General features: G+C 32.4%; 19 protein-coding genes and 1 tRNA gene. 17 read left to right on the forward strand and 3 right to left on the reverse strand.

The window, feature by feature from the left end; all coding sequences use genetic code 11:
* Positions 1-25 precede the first annotated feature (25 nt).
* The gene (locus ACEQT4_RS06295) at positions 26-790 is read right to left on the reverse strand and encodes an alpha/beta fold hydrolase (protein ID WP_027881017.1); all 765 of its coding nucleotides are present in this window, start codon (positions 788-790) and stop codon (positions 26-28) included.
* A gap of 271 nt (positions 791-1,061) precedes the next feature.
* Between ACEQT4_RS06295 and mraZ the strand changes: the two genes are divergently transcribed.
* From mraZ to ACEQT4_RS06380, 17 genes are all read left to right on the forward strand, one after another.
* Entirely contained in the window at positions 1,062-1,529 is a 468-nt protein-coding gene (mraZ, locus tag ACEQT4_RS06300; RefSeq protein WP_027881018.1) for a division/cell wall cluster transcriptional repressor MraZ, read from the forward strand.
* Positions 1,516-2,412, forward strand: coding sequence for a 16S rRNA (cytosine(1402)-N(4))-methyltransferase RsmH (gene rsmH / locus ACEQT4_RS06305; RefSeq protein ID WP_370226592.1), 897 nt, complete (start codon positions 1,516-1,518; stop codon positions 2,410-2,412). Before mraZ ends, rsmH begins: the two co-directional genes overlap by 14 nt.
* A gap of 2 nt (positions 2,413-2,414) precedes the next feature.
* Positions 2,415-2,732 (forward strand): FtsL-like putative cell division protein, encoded by a 318-nt coding sequence (locus ACEQT4_RS06310; protein WP_336129546.1) that lies wholly within the window; start codon positions 2,415-2,417, stop codon positions 2,730-2,732.
* Between the two features lie 64 nt (positions 2,733-2,796).
* The gene (locus ACEQT4_RS06315; protein WP_370226710.1) at positions 2,797-4,740 is read left to right on the forward strand and encodes a penicillin-binding protein; all 1,944 of its coding nucleotides are present in this window, start codon (positions 2,797-2,799) and stop codon (positions 4,738-4,740) included.
* Positions 4,740-6,203, forward strand: coding sequence for a UDP-N-acetylmuramoyl-L-alanyl-D-glutamate--2,6-diaminopimelate ligase (locus ACEQT4_RS06320; protein ID WP_370226593.1), 1,464 nt, complete (start codon positions 4,740-4,742; stop codon positions 6,201-6,203). Before ACEQT4_RS06315 ends, ACEQT4_RS06320 begins: the two co-directional genes overlap by 1 nt.
* A 43-nt stretch (positions 6,204-6,246) precedes the next feature.
* Positions 6,247-7,479, forward strand: coding sequence for a phospho-N-acetylmuramoyl-pentapeptide-transferase (mraY, locus tag ACEQT4_RS06325; protein WP_027881023.1), 1,233 nt, complete (start codon positions 6,247-6,249; stop codon positions 7,477-7,479).
* Positions 7,480-7,483: 4 nt separating this feature from the next.
* Complete coding sequence (gene murD, locus ACEQT4_RS06330) at positions 7,484-8,815, forward strand: UDP-N-acetylmuramoyl-L-alanine--D-glutamate ligase (RefSeq protein WP_370226595.1); 1,332 nt, start codon at positions 7,484-7,486, stop codon at positions 8,813-8,815.
* Positions 8,816-8,830: 15 nt separating this feature from the next.
* Positions 8,831-10,033, forward strand: a complete 1,203-nt coding sequence (locus ACEQT4_RS06335) for an FtsW/RodA/SpoVE family cell cycle protein (RefSeq protein ID WP_370226596.1) — start codon at positions 8,831-8,833, stop codon at positions 10,031-10,033.
* A gap of 5 nt (positions 10,034-10,038) precedes the next feature.
* The gene (gene murG / locus ACEQT4_RS06340; RefSeq protein ID WP_370226597.1) at positions 10,039-11,145 is read left to right on the forward strand and encodes an undecaprenyldiphospho-muramoylpentapeptide beta-N-acetylglucosaminyltransferase; all 1,107 of its coding nucleotides are present in this window, start codon (positions 10,039-10,041) and stop codon (positions 11,143-11,145) included.
* Positions 11,145-12,500 carry a UDP-N-acetylmuramate--L-alanine ligase gene (gene murC, locus ACEQT4_RS06345; RefSeq protein ID WP_370226598.1) on the forward strand — a complete coding sequence of 452 codons (1,356 nt, stop codon included), beginning with the start codon at positions 11,145-11,147 and terminating at the stop codon, positions 12,498-12,500. The genes murG and murC overlap by 1 nt, the downstream gene beginning before the upstream one ends.
* Positions 12,501-12,516: 16 nt before the next feature.
* Positions 12,517-13,209 (forward strand): cell division protein FtsQ/DivIB, encoded by a 693-nt coding sequence (locus ACEQT4_RS06350; RefSeq protein WP_317044634.1) that lies wholly within the window; start codon positions 12,517-12,519, stop codon positions 13,207-13,209.
* A gap of 3 nt (positions 13,210-13,212) precedes the next feature.
* Complete coding sequence (gene ftsA, locus ACEQT4_RS06355) at positions 13,213-14,538, forward strand: cell division protein FtsA (RefSeq protein ID WP_027881029.1); 1,326 nt, start codon at positions 13,213-13,215, stop codon at positions 14,536-14,538.
* Between the two features lie 70 nt (positions 14,539-14,608).
* Positions 14,609-16,579 (forward strand): cell division protein FtsZ, encoded by a 1,971-nt coding sequence (ftsZ, locus tag ACEQT4_RS06360; RefSeq protein ID WP_370226599.1) that lies wholly within the window; start codon positions 14,609-14,611, stop codon positions 16,577-16,579.
* Between the two features lie 125 nt (positions 16,580-16,704).
* Positions 16,705-17,154: a GatB/YqeY domain-containing protein gene (locus tag ACEQT4_RS06365; RefSeq protein WP_370226600.1), complete on the forward strand. Its 450-nt coding sequence runs from the start codon at positions 16,705-16,707 to the stop codon at positions 17,152-17,154.
* A 9-nt stretch (positions 17,155-17,163) separates the two neighbouring features.
* Positions 17,164-17,237: transfer RNA gene (locus ACEQT4_RS06370), tRNA-Arg, on the forward strand.
* Between the two features lie 32 nt (positions 17,238-17,269).
* Positions 17,270-18,142: a zinc-dependent peptidase gene (locus ACEQT4_RS06375; protein ID WP_370226602.1), complete on the forward strand. Its 873-nt coding sequence runs from the start codon at positions 17,270-17,272 to the stop codon at positions 18,140-18,142.
* Positions 18,143-18,214: 72 nt separating this feature from the next.
* Positions 18,215-18,634: a CBS domain-containing protein gene (locus ACEQT4_RS06380; protein ID WP_223077453.1), complete on the forward strand. Its 420-nt coding sequence runs from the start codon at positions 18,215-18,217 to the stop codon at positions 18,632-18,634.
* Positions 18,635-18,692: 58 nt separating this feature from the next.
* Here the strand turns inward: ACEQT4_RS06380 and rpe are convergent, their stop codons facing one another.
* Positions 18,693-19,355 carry a ribulose-phosphate 3-epimerase gene (rpe, locus tag ACEQT4_RS06385; protein WP_370226603.1) on the reverse strand — a complete coding sequence of 221 codons (663 nt, stop codon included), beginning with the start codon at positions 19,353-19,355 and terminating at the stop codon, positions 18,693-18,695.
* Positions 19,355-19,765 carry a BLUF domain-containing protein gene (locus ACEQT4_RS06390; protein ID WP_370226604.1) on the reverse strand — a complete coding sequence of 137 codons (411 nt, stop codon included), beginning with the start codon at positions 19,763-19,765 and terminating at the stop codon, positions 19,355-19,357. The genes rpe and ACEQT4_RS06390 overlap by 1 nt, the downstream gene beginning before the upstream one ends.
* Positions 19,766-19,852 lie beyond the last annotated feature (87 nt).

Here is a 19,852-nt window from a genome sequence, read left to right on the forward strand (position 1 = left end):
TTTTTATTTCTGCAAAAAGGATAAATTAAAACTCACGCTTTTTTAACCAAGCGTATAGAATTTCATTAAAAGTTTCTGGATGTTCCATCATTGCAGCATGACCACATTTGTCAATCCAAAATAGCTCTGAATCTGGTAAAAGACTGTTAAATTCGTCTGCAACTTCAGGTGGAGTTACAGTGTCATTTTTTCCCCAAATAATGCAAGTTGGTGTTTGCATTTTTGGTAAATCTTTTGCCATATTATGTCTTATAGCGCTTTTAGCGATAGCTAATGTTTTAATTAGTTTATTTCTGTCATTTACTGTTTCGTAAACTTCATCAACAATTTCTTTAGTTGCAACTTCAGGGTCATAAAACACATCTTGCGCTTTTTTCTTAATAACCTCATAGTCACTACGTTTTGTGTAGCCACTACCCATAGCGCTTTCATAAAGTCCTGAGCTACCAGTTATAACTAGAGCTTTAACTTTGTCAGGATATAATTTTGTATGATATAAACCAATATGTCCACCAAGAGAGTTTCCTAATAAAATAACATCTTCTAGTCCTTTAAAATCTATAAATTCATGTAGATAGTTTGCAAAAGCCTTTACGTTTGTTTTAAGTAAAGACATTGTGTAAACAGGTAATTCTGGAATTATTATTTTATAACCTTTTGTGCTAAAATAGGAGGTTACGGCGTCAAAGTTACTAAGTCCGCCCATAAGTCCATGAAGAATAATAATTGGTTGTCCTGTGCCAACTTCTATGTAATTAAACTTTCCTTCTTTTTTAAGTTTGTGCGTCATTAACAGTTAGTCATTTGCTTAGCAACAAATATAGGTATTTCATTTAAAACAAATCCTAATATAACTTTTTACTTCCAAAAATTAAAGCGCTTAAGATTTGTTTTTCTTTCCCACTTTTTGATAAGTTGTTTGTCTTACTATTTTCAATTATTTACACGCTTTTTAAATGTTAAAAAACCATAACTTATTAACAATGTGGTAAAATGTGGTAAAATGTGGTAAAATTTTCAATATATTTGATTTTTAAATATTAACCCAGTTTCAAACTGTTTTGAACTCATTTATAGGAACATACGAATGTAAAGTAGACGCCAAAGGAAGGCTAATGCTACCTGCTGCTCTAAAAAAGCAGATGGATGGTGTGTTGCAAAATGGGTTTGTGATTAAAAGAGCGGTGTTTCAAGAGTGTTTGGAATTGTATCCAATGACCGAATGGGATGCATTAATGCAGAAAATAAATAAGCTAAATCGATTCAAAAAAAAGAACAACGATTTTATTAGAAGGTTTACTGCTGGAGTGAAAATGGTAGATGTTGATGCAAACGGAAGGTTGTTAATACCAAAAGATTTAGTGGTTTTTGCTTCTATCTCTAAGGATATTGTAATGTCCTCTGCGGTTAATATTATTGAGATTTGGGATAAAACGAAGTATGAAAAAGCTATTGATGACGCAACTGTAGATTTTGCAGATTTAGCTGAAGAGGTAATGGGACAAGATGACGAAGATGGAATATCATAATCCAGTTTTATTAAAAGAAACCGTAGATGGTTTAGCGATTAAAGAAGATGGTGTTTATGTAGATGTCACTTTTGGTGGTGGCGGACACAGTAAAGAGATCTTAAGTCGTTTAGGTGAAAAAGGAAGACTTTACGCTTTTGATCAAGATAAAGACGCTCTTAAAAATAAAATAGACGATAGTCGCTTTACGCTAATCAATGAAAACTTTAGATACATAAAGCGATTTTTAAGGTTTTATGGTGTAAAAGAAGTGGACGGAATCTTAGGTGATTTTGGTGTGTCTTCTCATCAATTTGATGTGGCAGAACGTGGTTTTTCAACACGTTTTGAGGCAGATTTAGATATGAGGATGAATCAAAGTAATCAACTATCAGCCTATCATGTTGTAAATGAATATAGTCAGGAAGACTTACGTGATGTGTTATTACAGTATGGCGAGTTAAGAGCTGCGCCAGCTATGGCAAGAGTAATTGTGGAAACAAGAATGAATGGTGAAATAAAAACATCAGAGCAGTTAAAGTTTGCTTTAAAAAAGTTTTTGTCACCAAAGCATGAAAATAAAATTTTAGCTCAAATCTATCAAGCGGTTAGAATAGAAGTGAATCAAGAAATTGAAGCTTTAAAAGAGTTTTTAATGCAAACACCAGAGGTTTTAAAACCTGGTGGAAGATTAAGTCTAATTTCTTATCACTCTTTAGAAGATAGATTGGTAAAACGTTTTATGCGAAACGGGCTATTTGAAGGCGAGCCAGAACGCGATGTTTTTGGAAGATTTGAAGTGCCTTTTAAAAAAGTAGGGAAATTAATAGTGCCAACAGCACAAGAGATAAAAGCAAACAATAGAGCTAGAAGTGCTAAACTTAGAGTAGCAGAAAAACTATAAAAGTGAAAAAAAGCATCTATAGCATATTAAGAGGAACGTTTTTAGTTAGCGAAGACTCGTTTAAAAACTGGCGCATCATCTTGTTTATTTCTGTGTTGGCAATAATAATGATAGCAAGTTCGCATAGCGCAGATAAAAAAGTGTATGAGATAGCAAGACTTAATAACGAAGTAAAAGAATTGCGATCGGCACTTTACGACGGAAGAACAAGATTAATGCAGTTAAAAATGGAATCTTCTGTTGTAAAAAAAATGAAAGAAAAAGGTTTGGCGCCTTCTGTAATACCGCCAACCAAAATAATTGTAAAACCACAAAATTAAGTTCTCAATCGTGGCAGTTAACGAAAAGAACATATTAAACAGATTGTATTTTGTAGCGGGATGTATGTTCATCTTCGCTATTGCTGTTGTGGTTAAATTGTTAAGTATTCAATTTATTCAAGGCGATAAGTATAAGGCTTTAGTAGAAGAAAGCAATATAAAAGAAGTGTCCATTCCTGCTAACCGTGGTAATGTATACTCTGCAGACGGAAGTCTTTTAGCAACTTCAATTCCAAAATACGATATCAGGTTTGATGCTATTACGCCAACCGATAAGCGATTTAAAGAGAGCTTAACACCTTTAAGTGAAGCGCTTTCAAAATACTCAGGTAAGTCTGTTTCTTATTATAAAAAAGAATTACAGAAAGCACGAGCTAACAAGAATAGATATTATTTGTTAGCAAGAAATATTGGGTATTCAGAATATCTAAAATTTAGAAGCTTTCCATTGCTAGAATTAGGTCCGTATAAAGGTGGTTTAATTGTAGAGCAATATGTTAAACGCGAACATCCTTTAGGTGAAGTTGCGCAACGTACTATTGGTTACGAGCGTGTTGATGACGAAGGAAATATAACAAGAGCAGGAATAGATGGTGCTTTTGGAAGTGATTATTTAAGAGGAACAGACGGAAAGCGTATCAAGCAAAAAATAGGTAAAGGACAATGGAAGCCAATTACGGTTGATAATGAAGTTGAACCAAAAGATGGTTACGATGTCTACACAACTATAGATGTAAATATTCAAGATATTGCACATCACGCACTATTAGAGCAATTAGAAAAATACGAAGCAGAGCACGGAACTGTAGTGGTGATGGAAGTAAAAACAGGTGAAATTAGAGCCATTTCAAACCTAGGAAGAACATCTAAAAACACCTATTACGAAAAAAGAAATTACGCGGTTTACGAAGCGCATGAACCTGGTTCTACATTTAAGCTTATGACGTTAATGGCTGCTTTAGAAGATAAAAAAGTAGATACATCAGATGTAATAGATACCGGAAATGGATACAAAGTGTTTTATGGGCGTGGTATTAAAGATTCTCATGGTTATGGTAAGATTTCTGCAGCAAGAGCTTTTGAAGTGTCATCAAACATAGGTTTAGCTACTATAGTAGATAAAGCATACGCGAAAAATCCAGAGCGCTTTTTAAATATTTTAAGTCAATGGAATTTAGATAAAAAGCTAAATATTTCAATTAAAGGTGAAGGAGAACCAATGATACCAAAACCTGGACATAAAAATTGGAGTAGAAACGCATTGCCGTCATTAGCTTATGGGTATGGTTTAAAAATAACACCGTTGCAAACATTAACATTTTACAATGCTGTTGCTAATAATGGTGTAATGGTTAAGCCAAGATTTATTAGAGAGGTAAGAAATCTAGATGAAAAAATAGAAGTTTTCGAAAAAGAAATAATTAATGAGAAGATTTGCTCTGATCAGACACTTAAAAAAGCAAAAACCATGCTAGAAAATGTTGTAAAGCGTGGTACAGGTACATCTCTGTATTCAGATTATTTCTCTATGGGCGGAAAGACAGGTACGGCTCGTACAGAGTATTGGCATAAGGATTGGTCCAAAAACCCACGATATATTTCGTCTTTTGCAGGGTATTTCCCAGCAGACAACCCTAAATATTCATGTATAGTTATCATTCATAAACCAAGTGTTAAAAAAGGATTTTATGGAGCAGATGTTTCTGGTCCTGTATTTAAAAAAATAGCTCAAAAGATATTTACAGATACACCGATTATTGATGAGGTTGAAACTTTAGAAGTGAAAACTGCTAAAGTAGAAAAAGAGTATAAAACATATTATGATATAGCAAATAGGTATAAAACCATAATGCCTGATGTTAGAGGTTTGCCAATTATGGATGCTGTAGCGTTATTAGAAAATATGGGTTTGAAGGTAAAAGTTGAAGGTGTTGGAGTGGTAGAAAATCAATCCATTAGTAAAGGAACAAAAGTTAAGAAAAATCAAACAATAGTTTTAAAAGCATAGTGATTACATTAAAAGACATATTATACAAGGTAACTTTAGATGCAGTTATTGGTAGTACAAATGTTATGGTGCGTAACATTCATTTTAATTCACGTAGTGTGGCAATTAATGATGTGTTTGTAGCTATTAAAGGAACTGTTGTAGATGGGCATAACTATATAGATGCGGCTATAAGTCAAGGAGCAATTGCTGTAGTTTGTGAGGTGATTCCTGCAATAACAAAAAAAGAAGTAACCTATATTAAAGTAGATGACTCAAGTCGTGCTTTGGCAGTAATGGCATCTAACTTTTATGGTAATCCTTCAGAAAATTTAAAGTTAGTAGGTGTAACAGGTACAAACGGAAAAACAACTATAGCTTCATTATTATACCAATTATTTAAAAAAGCCGGTTTTAAAGTAGGTTTATTATCTACTGTAAAAATCATGGTAGATAATAAAGAGTTTTCTGCAACACATACAACGCCAGACTCATTAACTATCAATGCGTATTTAAAGCAAATGAATGATGAAGGTGTAGAGTTTTGTTTTATGGAAGTCAGCTCACACGGAATCGACCAAAACAGAACATTAGGCTTGAAGTTTGAAGGCGGAATTTTTACTAATCTGTCACACGATCATTTAGATTATCACAATTCTTTTGCAGAATACAGAGATGTTAAAAAACGCTTTTTTGATGAGTTGCCAAACACTGCTTTTGCGCTAACAAACATAGATGATAAAAACGGAAGCATCATGCTTCAAAATACAAAAGCAAAACAGTATAGCTATGCCTTAAAAAGCTATGCAGATTATAAAGCTCAAATTTTAGAAAATCAATTTAACGGATTGCTGCTAAAGCTGAATGATAGCGAAGTTTGGGTACGATTAATCGGCACATTTAACGCTTATAATATTTTGGCAATTTTCGCTTGCGCGGAATTATTAGGTCTTGAAAAAGATGAATTGTTAAGATTTATTAGCGAGTTAGAAAGTGTAAGCGGAAGATTTCAATTTTTAATTTCTGATGAAAAAATTACCGCAATTGTAGATTATGCTCATACACCAGATGCATTGCAAAATGTGTTAGAAACCATAAATGATATTCGTACCAAAAACGAAGAATTAATTACAGTAGTTGGTTGTGGTGGTGATAGGGATAAAACCAAGCGTCCAAAGATGGGGCATATTGCTTCGGCTTTAAGTACAAAGGTGATTTTTACTAGCGATAATCCACGAACAGAAGTGCCAGAAACGATTATTGATGACATTGAAAAAGGCGTAGAAGCTCAAAATTTTAAAAAAACAATGTCAATAGTAGATAGAAAACAAGCCATTAAAACAGCATGTCAATTAGCAAATCCTAATGATATCATTTTAATCGCTGGAAAAGGGCATGAAACTTATCAAGAGGTAAATGGCGTAAGAACAGATTTTGATGATTTCAAAATTGTAAAAGAATTTTTAAAACAGTTACAAAAATAGTGTTTGCTTAATAAAGTTTAAGCTGCAAAAAAATAAATAAAGAATGTTATACTATTTATTCGAATTTTTAGAAGAACAATATCAAATGCCAGGCGCAAGTGTGTTTCAATTTATCACATTTAGAGCCGCTTTAGCTATCATTTTGTCGTTGTTGTTTTCTACTATTTTCGGAAAAAAAATAATCCTTATGCTTCAAAAAAAGCAGGTTGGAGAGTCTGTTAGGGATTTAGGTTTACAGGGACAAATGCAAAAAGCTGGTACACCAACCATGGGAGGAATTATTATCATTTTAGCAACATTAATTCCTGTGTTATTATTAGCAAGATTGGATAATATTTATGTAATCATGTTAATAGTTACAACACTTTGGATGGGCGCAGTTGGTTTTACAGATGATTATATAAAAGTCTTTAAAAAAGATAAGGCAGGCTTAAGCGGAAAGTTTAAAGTAATGGGGCAAGTTGGCTTAGGTTTATTTGTTGGAGCTGTAATGTATTTTCATCCAGGAGTTACTATTAAGCAAGAAAAAATTAATCCACAATTTGAAACTGAAAAAATCACTCAAAATTCACCAAGAGAGTTTAATCCAGAAGAGCAATCGCTTTTAACAACTATACCATTTGTAAAAGACAATGAGTTTGATTACTCAAAATTAATAACATGGCTTGGAGATGATTATGCAAAGTACGCATGGTTAATTTTTATACCAATCGTAATTTTTATAATAACAGCAGTGTCTAACGGTGCAAATCTAACAGATGGTATAGATGGATTAGCAGCAGGAAGTAGTGCAATAATAGTTTTTGCGCTAGCCATTTTCGCTTTTATCTCTGGTAATATTGTCTTTTCAGATTACTTAAATGTCATGTACATACCACGATTGGGCGAGTTGGTAATTTTTACCTCTGCTTTTGTTGGAGCATTGATAGGTTTTTTATGGTACAACACATATCCAGCTCAAGTGTTTATGGGTGATACAGGAAGTTTAACAATTGGTGGCGTCATTGCAGTAATAGCAATCGCTGTTCGTAAAGAATTATTGATTCCTGTGTTATGCGGAATTTTCTTCGCAGAATCTTTATCAGTAATCCTGCAAGTAAGCTGGTTCAAGTATACAAAAAAGAAATATGGCGAAGGTAGACGCATATTTTTAATGTCGCCTTTACATCATCATTATCAAAAGAAAAACTATCACGAAAGTAAAATAGTAACACGATTTTGGATTGTCGGAATTTTTCTAGCAATCATTTCAATAGTTACACTGAAGTTGAGATAGAAAAATGAAACGATTAGTTGTATTAGGAGCAGGAGAAAGCGGTGTAGGAACAGCGCTTTTAGGAAAAGAAAAAGGCTATGAAGTTTTTGTTTCCGATAAGGGAAAAATTAAAGAGAAATATAAAGAAGTTCTTATACATAATGAGATTGAATGGGAAGATCAACAACATACAGAAGCTAAAATTTTAAATGCAGATGTAGTTATGAAAAGTCCAGGAATACCAGATAAAGTGCCAATGGTAAAGGCGCTTATAGAGAAAGGTATTCCCGTAATTTCTGAAATAGAATTTGCTAGCCAGTTTACAAATGCAACAATAGTTGCAATAACTGGTAGTAATGGTAAGACAACGACATCTATGCTAACACATCATGTGTTAAAACAAGAACTTAATGTTGGGTTGGCTGGAAATATTGGCGACAGTTTTGCTAAGCAAGTTTTAGAGCATAATTATCATAATTATGTGCTAGAGATAAGTAGTTTTCAGTTAGATGGTTGTTTCAATTTTAAACCAAAAATTGCAGTAATCACCAATATTGTTCCGGATCATTTAGATCGTTACGATTACAAATTCGAAAACTATATCACATCAAAATTCAGAATAGCTCAAAATCAAACTAAAGACGATTATTTGATTTATGATGCAGATGATGAAGTGATTTCAGAATACCTAAAAAAGCATCCAATTCAATCTACATTATTACCATTTTCACTAACAAAAAAAGTTGAAAATGGAGCGTATTTGGACAATGATAATATAATAATAACAATAAATAACAACAAGATAATTATGCCAGCAAAAAACATTGCCTTAGACGGTAAGCATAACACTAAAAATGCTATGGCGGCTTCAACCGTTTCGCATTTATTAAAAATTAGAAAACAAACTATTCGTGAAAGTTTAGAAAACTTTCAAGGTGTAGAGCATCGATTAGAACAAGTGCTTAAAATTAATAAAGTGCAATACATTAACGACTCTAAAGCAACAAATGTTAATGCTACATATTTTGCTTTAGAAAGTATGGATGCGCCTACAGTTTGGATTGTTGGTGGTGTTGATAAAGGAAATGATTACACTGAGTTGTTTCCGTTTGTAAATGAAAAAGTAAAGGCAATCATTTGTTTAGGTGTTGATAATCAAAAGTTATTACAAAGCTTTGGTAATATGGTTGATGTTATTGTTGAAACTCAGTTTATGAGTGAAGCTGTAAAAATAGCCTACAAAATTGCTGAATCTGGAGATAACGTGTTATTGTCACCAGCTTGTGCAAGTTTTGATTTGTTTGAAAACTATGAAGAAAGAGGTAGACAATTTAAAGAAGCAGTAAGAAACTTGTAAAACAATTAAATATAAATGCAAAAAGCAATACTAAATAATATTAAAGGAGATAAGCTAATTTGGGCTATTGTAGCACTATTGGCTATATTTTCTTTTTTACCTGTGTATAGCGCTGCTAGTAATTTGGCATATGTTGGTGGTAGTGGTAATACATTTGCATTTTTAGTTAAGCATTTTATGCACTTGTTTTTAGGTTTTGCAATAATGTATGGTGTGCATAAATTGCCGTACCGTTACTTTAGAGGTTTATCCATGGTAATGATGCCTTTAGTGTTTGTACTACTAATAGTAACCATTTTACAAGGTACGACCATAGAAGGCGCAAATGCAAGTAGATGGATACGTATTCCGTTTATAAATATGTCTTTTCAGACATCAACATTAGCTTCGGTTGTGTTAATGGTTTACATAGCGAGATATTTATCAAAAATAAAAGATAAAACAATCACCTTTAAAGAGTCTATTTTACCGTTATGGATTCCGTTGTTTATCGTTTTAGCATTGATATTACCATCAAACTTTTCTACAACAGCAATCATCTTTGTAATGTCAATGATGTTATTGTTTTTAGGAGGTTATCCATTACGTTATTTGTTAGCTATGGGCGCAGCAGGTTTAGTAGGATTAACATTTTTTGTTTTAATAGCAAAAGCCTTTCCAGAAGCAATGCCAAACCGTGTTGATACATGGATGAGTAGAATTGAAAATTTTGCAAACGGAGAAGATACAGAAGAAGATTATCAAATTGAAAAAGCTAAAATAGCAATTGCTTCTGGAGGTGTTGTTGGTTTAGGTTCTGGTAAGAGCATTCAGAAGAATTTTTTACCGCAATCTTCATCAGATTTCATCTTCGCAATAATTATAGAAGAATACGGTTTGATTGGAGGATTGTTTTTAATGGTAATGTATCTATGGTTACTTTTTAGAATTGTTATTGTATCACAAAAAGCAGATACCATATTTGGAAAATTAGTTGTGCTTGGTGTTGGATTGCCAATTATATTTCAAGCAATGATTAATATGGCGGTAGCGGTAGAGCTTTTTCCGGTAACAGGACAAACACTACCATTAATTAGTAGCGGAGGAACAAGTATTTGGATGACTTGTATGGCAATAGGAATTATATTAAGTGTTAGCGCAAAACGCGAAGAAATAAAAGAAAAACAATCACAAGATGAAGGTGATAATCCTTTAGAAATTCTTTCAGAAACGATTTAAGGACAGTGAGTAAAAAAGATAAAACATATAAAATCATTCTAAGTGGCGGCGGTACTGGTGGGCACATATACCCAGCAGTAGCAATTGCTAATGAGCTTAAACAGCGTTATCCAGATGCTCAGTTTTTGTTTGTAGGTGCAAAAGACCGTATGGAAATGGAAAAAGTACCTCAAGCAGGATACGATATAAAAGGACTTTGGATTTCAGGTATACAAAGAAAATTAACACTTAAAAACCTTTCATTTCCTTTTAAATTGATTAGTAGTTTATGGAATGCTAAAAAAATTGTAAAGCAATTTAAACCAGATGTCGTTATAGGGACAGGCGGATTTGCTAGTGGACCATTATTACAAGTTGCTGCTTCAAAAGGAATACCTTGTTTAATACAAGAGCAAAACTCTTTTCCTGGTATAACCAATAAATTATTATCTAAAAAAGTAGATAAAATTTGTGTGGCTTACGATAATTTAGAGCGTTTTTTTCCTGCCGATAAAATTATTAAAACAGGTAATCCTGTAAGACAAGACTTATTAGATATTTCTTGCAAAAGAGAAGAAGCTATTAAGTATTTTGATTTAGTTGAAGGTAAAAAGACACTTCTAGTTTTAGGAGGAAGTTTAGGAGCTAAAGCAATAAACGAACTTATAGAACGTGAGCTAGATTATCTGCAAACTTTAAACCTACAAATCATTTGGCAATGCGGTAAGCTGTATTATCAAACATACAAACTGTACGGACATACAAAGCATGTGCAAGTACATCAGTTTATTAATAATATGGACTATGCTTATGCAGCTGCAGATTTTATTATATCACGTGCTGGAGCAGGTTCTGTAAGTGAGTTATGTATCGTTGGTAAACCTGTAGTTTTTGTGCCTTCACCGTACGTGGCAGAAGACCATCAAACTAAAAATGCAGATGCAATAGTTAGTAAAAATGCAGCGATGATGATTGCTCAAGAAGATTTAAAAGTAGACTTTAAAAACAAGTTTGGACAGTTAGTAGCTAACCCAGAAAAGCAAGAACAGTTTAGCAAAAACATTAAAAAATTAGCGTTAACAAACGCAACAAAAGATATAGCAGACGAAGTAGAAAAACTTCTAAATAAATAATGAATTTAAAAAATATACATAACATCTATTTTGTTGGCATCGGTGGTATCGGTATGTCAGCAATAGCACGTTTTTTTAAATCGCAAAATAAAAATGTTGCAGGTTATGATAAGACACAAACGGAAATTACTAATAGTTTAGAAGCTCTTAATATTTCTGTTCATTTTGAAGATGAAATAGGTTGTATAGAAAATTCATTTTTAGATATAGACGAAACTTTAGTAGTTTATACACCTGCAATACCTAAAGATCATAAGCAGTTAAATTATTTTAAATCTAATGGTTTTAAGGTTTTAAAACGCTCAGAAATTTTAGGTATTATAACAGAAAATACTTTCTGTTTAGCAGTTGCAGGTACGCACGGTAAAACAACAACAACAAGTATTTTAGGTCACTTGTTAAAATCTTGTGATGTTAAATTAACAGCGTTTTTAGGAGGAATAAGTGAAAATTATAATTCTAACTTAATCTTAAACGGAGATAAGGTGTCAGTTGTTGAAGCAGATGAATTTGATCGTTCGTTTTTAACTTTAAGTCCAGATATGGCTGCTGTCACTTCAATGGATGCAGATCATTTAGATATTTATGGTGATGCATCACAATTGCAAGAAACATTTAAGGATTTTACTAAAAAAATAAAACCAAACGGAAAGCTATTTGTAAAAAATGGTTTACCAATTCAAGGAATAACTTATGGTATTGAAGATGATTCAGATTATTCCATTCAAAATATAAAAATAGAAAACGGGACGTATGTATTTGATGTGCAAACACCAAATACAACAATTAAAAATATAGAGTTTAACCTACCTGGTAGACATAATTTGTCAAACGCTTTAGTTGCTCTGGCGATGTCTGTAGAATATGGTCTCCCTACCAAACAGCTCGCCAAAGCATTAGCATCTTACAAAGGTGTAAAGCGTAGGTTTAGTTATCATATTAAAACCGATAAAATAGTGTTTATAGATGATTATGCACATCATCCAGAAGAGATAAATGCTGTACACCAAGCGGTAAGAGAGATGTATCCAGAAAAGAAAGTTTTGGCAGTATTTCAGCCACATTTGTTTTCTAGAACACAAGATTTTGCAACACAATTTGCTAAAAGCTTATCACAGTTTGATCAAATTATATTGTTAGACATATATCCCGCAAGAGAGTTGCCAATAGAAGGTGTAACCTCAAGTTGGCTGTTAAGTTTGATAGAAAATAGTAATAAAAAATTAGTTAATAAAGAAGATCTAATATCACAAATAAAGCAAAGTAACGCCGATGTAATTTTAACTATTGGCGCAGGAGATATAGGAGCTCAAGTCTTAAAAATAAAAGAAGCACTTTTGGAAAATGAAAATTAATTGGAATTACATAAAAATGATAGTTCTGCTAATTTTAGTAGTGTTTTTGTATGCGTTTTCTTCAGCAAGAAATTCAAAACGTTTAGTATCTCAACCTAATATTCAATTTATAGGCAATAAAAACCTGTTTATCACCCAAGAAGCTGTTAGTAAATTGTTAATACAAAATCAACAAGGTGTTACAAATGTGCCTAAAGAAACTTTAGATTTGAATGGTTTAGAGTCGACGCTAAATAAAAACCCAATTATCGAGTTTGCAGAAGTTTACGTAAATGTAGAAGGTAAGTTAACAGCAAAGGTTAAACAAAAAACACCTATAGCTAGAGTTTTAGGTAATAATAGTTATTATATAGATAGTAATGGTGGTGTCATGCCGCTTTCAAAAAATTATACAGAACGTGTTCCTTTTGTAACAGGTTTTGTAAAAAAAAGTAATCTAGATATTGTTTATAAAGTAGCAGATTACGTATTAAAGGATGAATTTTTAAAACAAAACGTGATAGAAATTCATCAAAATAAAAATAACAGCATAGACTTAAAATTAAGACAAACCAAATTTGTAGTGCATTTGGGGCAGATAAAACAATTAGAAAAAAAGATAAGTAATCTAAAAGCCTTTTACATAAAAGCTACAAAAGATAAAGTTTTAGATAAATACAGTAAAGTAAACTTGCAATTTGGCAACCAAGTTGTTTGTACAAAAGCATAAGTTATGGAGCAAAACATTGCAGTAGGGTTAGATATAGGAACTACTAAAATAGTAGCCATGATTGGTCGTAAAAACGAATATGGCAAAGTAGAAATTTTGGGTATAGGTAAATCCAAAAGCTTAGGTGTGCATCGTGGTGTTGTCAATAACATCACGCAAACGATACAGTCTATACAGATAGCAATACAAGAGGCAGAAGCTGCAGCAGCTACAAAAATAGAAGGAGTAACAGTAGGTATAGCGGGACAGCATATTAGAAGTTTACAACATAGCGATTATATAACACGTCCAAATAGTGAGACTGTTATAGATGAAGATGATATAGAACGATTAATAAACCAAGTACATAAGTTGGTAATGCTTCCAGGAGAAGAAATAATCCACGTATTACCTCAAGAATATAAAGTTGACGGTCAAGCCGAAATCAAAGAACCAATAGGTATGTATGGAGGTAGATTAGAAGCTAACTTTCATGTAGTAGTAGGTCAAGTATCTTCTATTAGAAACATTGGTCGTTGTGTACAAAGTGCAGATTTAAATTTAGAAGGCATCACTTTAGAACCGTTAGCAAGTGCTAATGCAGTGTTAAGTCAAGAAGAAAAAGAAGCAGGAGTAGCATTAATTGATATAGGAGGAGGAACAACAGATTTAGCAATATTTAGAGATGGAATAATCCGTCACACAGCAGTTATACCTTTTGGAGGAAACGTAATTACAGAAGATATAAAAGAAGGTTGCTCTATTATAGAAAAGCAAGCCGAATTGCTAAAAATAAAATTTGGTAGTGCTTGGCCAGGAGAAAATAAGGATAATGAAATTGTTTCAATACCAGGGTTAAGAGGACGAGAACCAAAAGAAATTACCCTTAAAAACCTATCTAAAATTATCCATGCGCGTGTCGTAGAAATTATTGAGCAAGTATATGTTGAAATAAAAAACTACGGTCACGAAGAACAAAAAAAGAAACTAATTGCAGGTATCGTTTTAACAGGAGGAGGCAGCCAATTAAAACATTTAAAACAGTTAGTAGAATATATTACAGGTATGGATACCAGAATTGGTTATCCAAATGAGCATTTGGCTGGCGATAGCGACGACGTAATAACAAGTCCATTATTTGCAACAGCAGTAGGTTTAGTTATGGATGGTTTAAAACGTCAAGACCGTAAAAAAGCAGAAGCTATTATTGAAGAAGAAATTCAAGCGGTAAAAGAAGAAAACGAAGAAAAGCCTGAAGAAGAACAAATAGAAGTGCCAAAAAAACAACGCAAGTCGTTTTTAGATAAGTTAACAGAAAAAGTAAAAGACTTTTTAGATAACGCAGAATAAGTAAAATGAATATACAGCGAAAGTACAGATTCGCTATTAAATAAGAATTGATCCAGTAAAAATAGAATTTATGAGCAACAACGAATTCGAAAGCATAGCATTTGATTTACCAAAAAATCAATCTAACGTCATTAAAGTAATTGGTGTTGGTGGCGGTGGTAGTAATGCCATTAACCACATGTTTCAGCAAGGAATAAAAGGTGTAGACTTTGTAATTTGTAATACAGATGCACAAGCACTACAAAGTAGCGGTGTACCAAACAAAATTCAGTTAGGTGTTAATTTAACAGAAGGATTAGGTGCAGGAGCAAATCCAAACGTTGGAGAGCAAGCAGCTGTAGAAAGTTTTGAAGACATCCAAATGATGTTAGATACCAATACAAAAATGGTATTTATCACAGCCGGAATGGGCGGAGGAACAGGTACAGGAGCAGCACCAATCATTGCAAAAATGGCTAAAGACTTAGACATTTTAACAGTTGGGATTGTAACAATGCCATTTCAGTTTGAAGGAAAAATGCGTAATGAACAAGCTCAAATAGGTATAGAAAAATTACGTGCAGAAGTAGACTCGTTAGTCGTTATAAATAATAATAAACTAAGAGAAGTTTATGGTAATTTAGGTTTTAAAGCAGGTTTTTCTAAAGCAGACGAGGTTTTAGCAACAGCAGCACGTGGTATAGCAGAAGTTATAACACATCACTATACACAAAACATTGACTTGCGTGATGCAAAAACTGTATTAAGTAATAGTGGTACCGCAATTATGGGATCTGCAGCAGCTTCTGGTCAAAACCGTGCGCACGAAGCCATTTCAAAAGCATTAGATTCGCCATTACTTAACGATAATAAAATCACAGGAGCCAAAAACGTATTGTTGCTTATCGTTTCTGGAGCTCAAGAAATTACTATTGATGAGATTGGAGAAATTAACGACCACATTCAAAATGAAGCAGGTCATGGCGCTAACATTATTATGGGTGTTGGTGAAGACGAAAGCTTAGAAGAGTCTATTGCAGTTACAGTAATTGCAACAGGATTTGATGTAGAACAGCAAAACGAAATTTCTAATACTGAAGCAAAAAAAGTAATTCATGCATTAGAAGACGATCAGAGTATGGAGCAAGATTTAAGCAGAGAACAACCAAATCCTGCTATAATCTTACCAAATATTGAGTTAGAAGAGAAGAAGGAAGCTCCAGTTGTTAAGCATACTTTAGAAATAGAAGAAGAGGAAGAAGAAGCCAAACAGTCATTATCTTCTTTTGAAATGGATCAAGTAAAAAAACAAACTATAGAAGAGCGTGACTTAATACCTACAAGTGAGTTTATAAAAAACTTAGATGTAACTTATTACGAAGTAGATGTTAATTTAGACGAAAATCAAGAATTTAAGATTACCTCTACAGCAAAAAAAGAAGCGCCTAAACCAATAGAAGAAGAGCAAAACAAACAGCAAATTATGCTTAGTTTTGATATGCCTATTTCTGAAAAGGAACCTACATCTGCTCCAGTTACCGAAGAAGACGAAGGTCCAATAGTTATGGATCTATCAGACAATGTAACCGATTTAGAAGTAAATGATTTTGTAGAGGTTATTCCTGTTACTGAAAATACAGAGACAGGAGAAAAACGTTACGCTTTAGATGATTACGAAATAAAAGAATCTGCTATAAATTCAAAACCAGAAGTAAAGCAAGAAGAAATTGTTTTAGAAAAGAAAACAGTTGAGACTGATGCAGAATCAAAAGAAATTCAACCAGATGTAGAAGTAGATCCAATGAATACGCCAATTTCAGAACTACTAAAAAGTAGAGCAGAAGAGCGTAGAAAAAAAATGAAGAACTTTAATTATAAATTTAATACCTCCAAAATTGATGATATAGAGAAAGTACCAGCGTACAAGCGTCAAGGATTAGAGTTAGAAGATAGACAACATTCTTCAGATACAAATATTTCTAGAACTACATTAGGTGTAGATGATAATGATGATATTCAATTAAGAAATAACAATTCATTTTTACACGATAATGTAGATTAAGATTTTTAATTAATTCATTAATTATAACTATAGCCCGAAAAGTTCCCTCAAGCTTTTCGGGTTTTGTTTTTTAATATTAATAGTCACTTTTTAGTATCTTCGTACTCTTAAAAAAACAAATTAAAATGAGCTTATCAGCAAAAGTAATGACAGCCTTAAAAGAGGCTATGAAAAGTAAAGATCAAACCGCTTTAACCGCTTTAAGAGCAGTAAAATCTGCTATTCTTTTGGCACAAACAGAAACAGGATCAAAAGAAGAGTTAACAGAAGAGCAAGAACTTAAATTATTACAAAAACAAGTTAAGCAACGTAAAGATAGCGCAGCTGTTTATATCGATCAAGGTAGAGAAGATTTGGCTGAGCCAGAGTTAGCTGAAGCTAAAGTTATCGAGCAGTTTTTGCCAGAAGCAATGAGTGAAGATGAGGTAGCAAAAATTGTAGAAGATATTATTGCAAAAACTGGTGCAGACGGTATGAAAGATATGGGTAAAGTTATGGGTATGGCAAGTAAAGAATTAGCAGGTAGAGCTGACGGTAAAACCATTTCTAATATTGTTAAAGCTAAATTAGCATAACTAAAAAAAGGCTGCGTAGCTCAATTGGATAGAGCACTGGATTTCGGCTCCAGCGGTTGTAGGTTCGACTCCTGTCGCAGTCACAAATTCATCAAAAAAGAAACCTATTTAGTTAATGTTGTTGCAATTATTACTTCAAACAAAACAACAAGAAGAGTTAGAAAGACAACTAATTTATGAATATATCATACCAATTGGTGTTGTTTTAATTGCAATTTTTATAGTGTATAAACTAGCTAGAGCATTTCAGTTTTTTTATGCTTCACGTTTTAAAAAACCACTGTTTAATCATGTATATTTTAAACTAAAAAAGCTAACACCATTACAACTTTCTATTTTAAAAAACGAATATACTTTCTATAGAAAACTCTCAACAAAACATCAAGTGTTTTTTGAGCATCGTGTAGCTACATTTTTAAAAGAAACTACTTTTATAGGAAAGCAAGAGCTGCAAGTTACAGAACAAATGAAGGTGATTATAGCTGCAACATCTTCACTGCTTAATTTTGGGTTTAGAAACTACAGGATTAAACTTCTTGATAAGGTTTTATTGTATCCTACAGCTTTTTATTCTAAACTTAATGAAAACATGCATAAAGGTGAGTTTAACCCATCTTATAAAGCAATTGTATTGTCTTGGGAAGATGTTTTACACGGTTACTCTATAGACAATGATAATTTTAATGTGGCAATACATGAATTTGTACATGCAATGCATTTGGATTGTTTAAATCAAAAAGGACTTAAAGCAGCTATTTTTATTAATGGGTTTTCTGATATTGCACATTTTATAGAGACAAATGAAGATTATAAAAATCGTCTAATAGAATCTGAATATTTTAGAGATTATGCTTATACCAATCAATTTGAGTTTTTGTCAGTCATTATAGAAACTTTTATTGAAACTCCAGGTGAGTTTAAAAGACAATTTCCTGAGTTGTATAGACTTGTAAAGCGTATGCTTAATTTCAATTTTGCTAATTATTAATTTACTGACTTTTATCATAATTTTTAAGGGTTTTAAATTTTAAATTTATTGTAGAATTTAAAGCCTTAAATGATGAAAAAAAGAACACCAATTTCAGAAATAATGACAAAAAATGTCATCTCGTTAAAAACTAATGATGACTTAGAAAAAGCAGAGAGCTTATTTAAAAAAAACAATATTAGACATATTCCAGTAGTATCAGGAAAAGAGATTGTTGGTATGTTAAGCTATACCGATTTATTACGTATTAGTTTTGCAGACGCAATAGATGATTATGCAGAAGACGTAGATACTGTAGTATATAATATGTTTACAATAGAACAGGTAATGGCTAAGAAATTGATTACAGTTTCTAGTGATACAACCATAAAAGAGGTTGCAGAAATTTTAGCAGAAAAAGAATTTCATGCCTTACCAGTAGTAGATAACGAAATTTTAGTTGGCATAGTAACCACAACTGATTTGATTAAATATCTAATTAATCAGTACTAAAATTTGTTTAAGGGTTAAAAATGATAAAGGCTACCAATTGGTAGCCTTTATCTATTATTTAAGAATTAGCTAAAGCTTTTAAGTCTTTAATTGTTTCTGTTTGGTTGTCGCTTTTAAAGACATAACTACCAGCTACCAATGCATCTGCACCTGCATCTACTAATTGCTTTGCATTTTTATTAGTTACACCACCGTCAATTTCAATCATAACGTTAGCGTTTTTATCTGCTATTAGTTGCTTTAGTTGTTTTACTTTGTTGTAAGTGTTTTCTATAAAGCTTTGTCCTCCAAAACCAGGATTAACACTCATGATTAATACTAAATCAATATCGTTAATAATATCTTCTAAAACATTTATGTTGGTATGAGGATTTAGAGCTACACCAGCTTTCATACCTTCTGCTTTAATAGCTTGAACTGTTCTGTGTAAATGCGTACAAGCTTCATAATGTACCGTTAATATATCACTTCCTAAATCTGCAAATGTTTTAATATATCTATCAGGATCTACAATCATTAAGTGTACATCAATAGTTTTTTTAGCGTGTTTAGATATGGCTTTTAAAACAGGCATTCCGTAAGAAATGTTTGGAACAAAAACACCATCCATTATATCTATATGAAACCAATCGGCTTCACTATTATTAACCATTTCTGTATCTCGTTGAAGGTTGCCAAAATCGGCAGCTAGCATTGAAGGCGCTATGTAACATTTACTCATTAGTGACTAAACTTTAAAAAATTTGTAGTTAAATTGATTATTTCGATAGCTGGAATATACTCTGCTTCTTTAATCCAGTTAAAATACAAATATAGTTTTTTCAAATTAGAATAGTCTTTTACTATTTGAAAATCACCTGAGTTATAATCATCAAATATTCTGTCTTCTATTTGAGTTTCTAGAAGCTTTATTAGATTGTTGTGTCTTTTGTCTATGCTTATTTTATCAAATAGTTCATCTATTATATGAGATTCTCCTTCTATTATCTGAAAAAAATGATTGTCTTTTATTATTAATAGACCAGTTACACCTAGCTTATTGTTTTTTAAACTTACTTTTTTTGTTAAAGTATCTATGGTTTTGCTGTCTAAGTTTTTACCAAAATTACTGATGTAACATATAGTTTTCATTGTTAACAATGTATTTAGGGCTATTACTAATATAATAAAAAAAATGAACCCGAAGTAATCAGCTTCGGGTTCTTTCATCAATCAAAA

Source organism: Mesoflavibacter sp. (genome assembly GCF_964226795.1).
Lineage (GTDB): Bacteria > Bacteroidota > Bacteroidia > Flavobacteriales > Flavobacteriaceae > Mesoflavibacter > Mesoflavibacter zeaxanthinifaciens.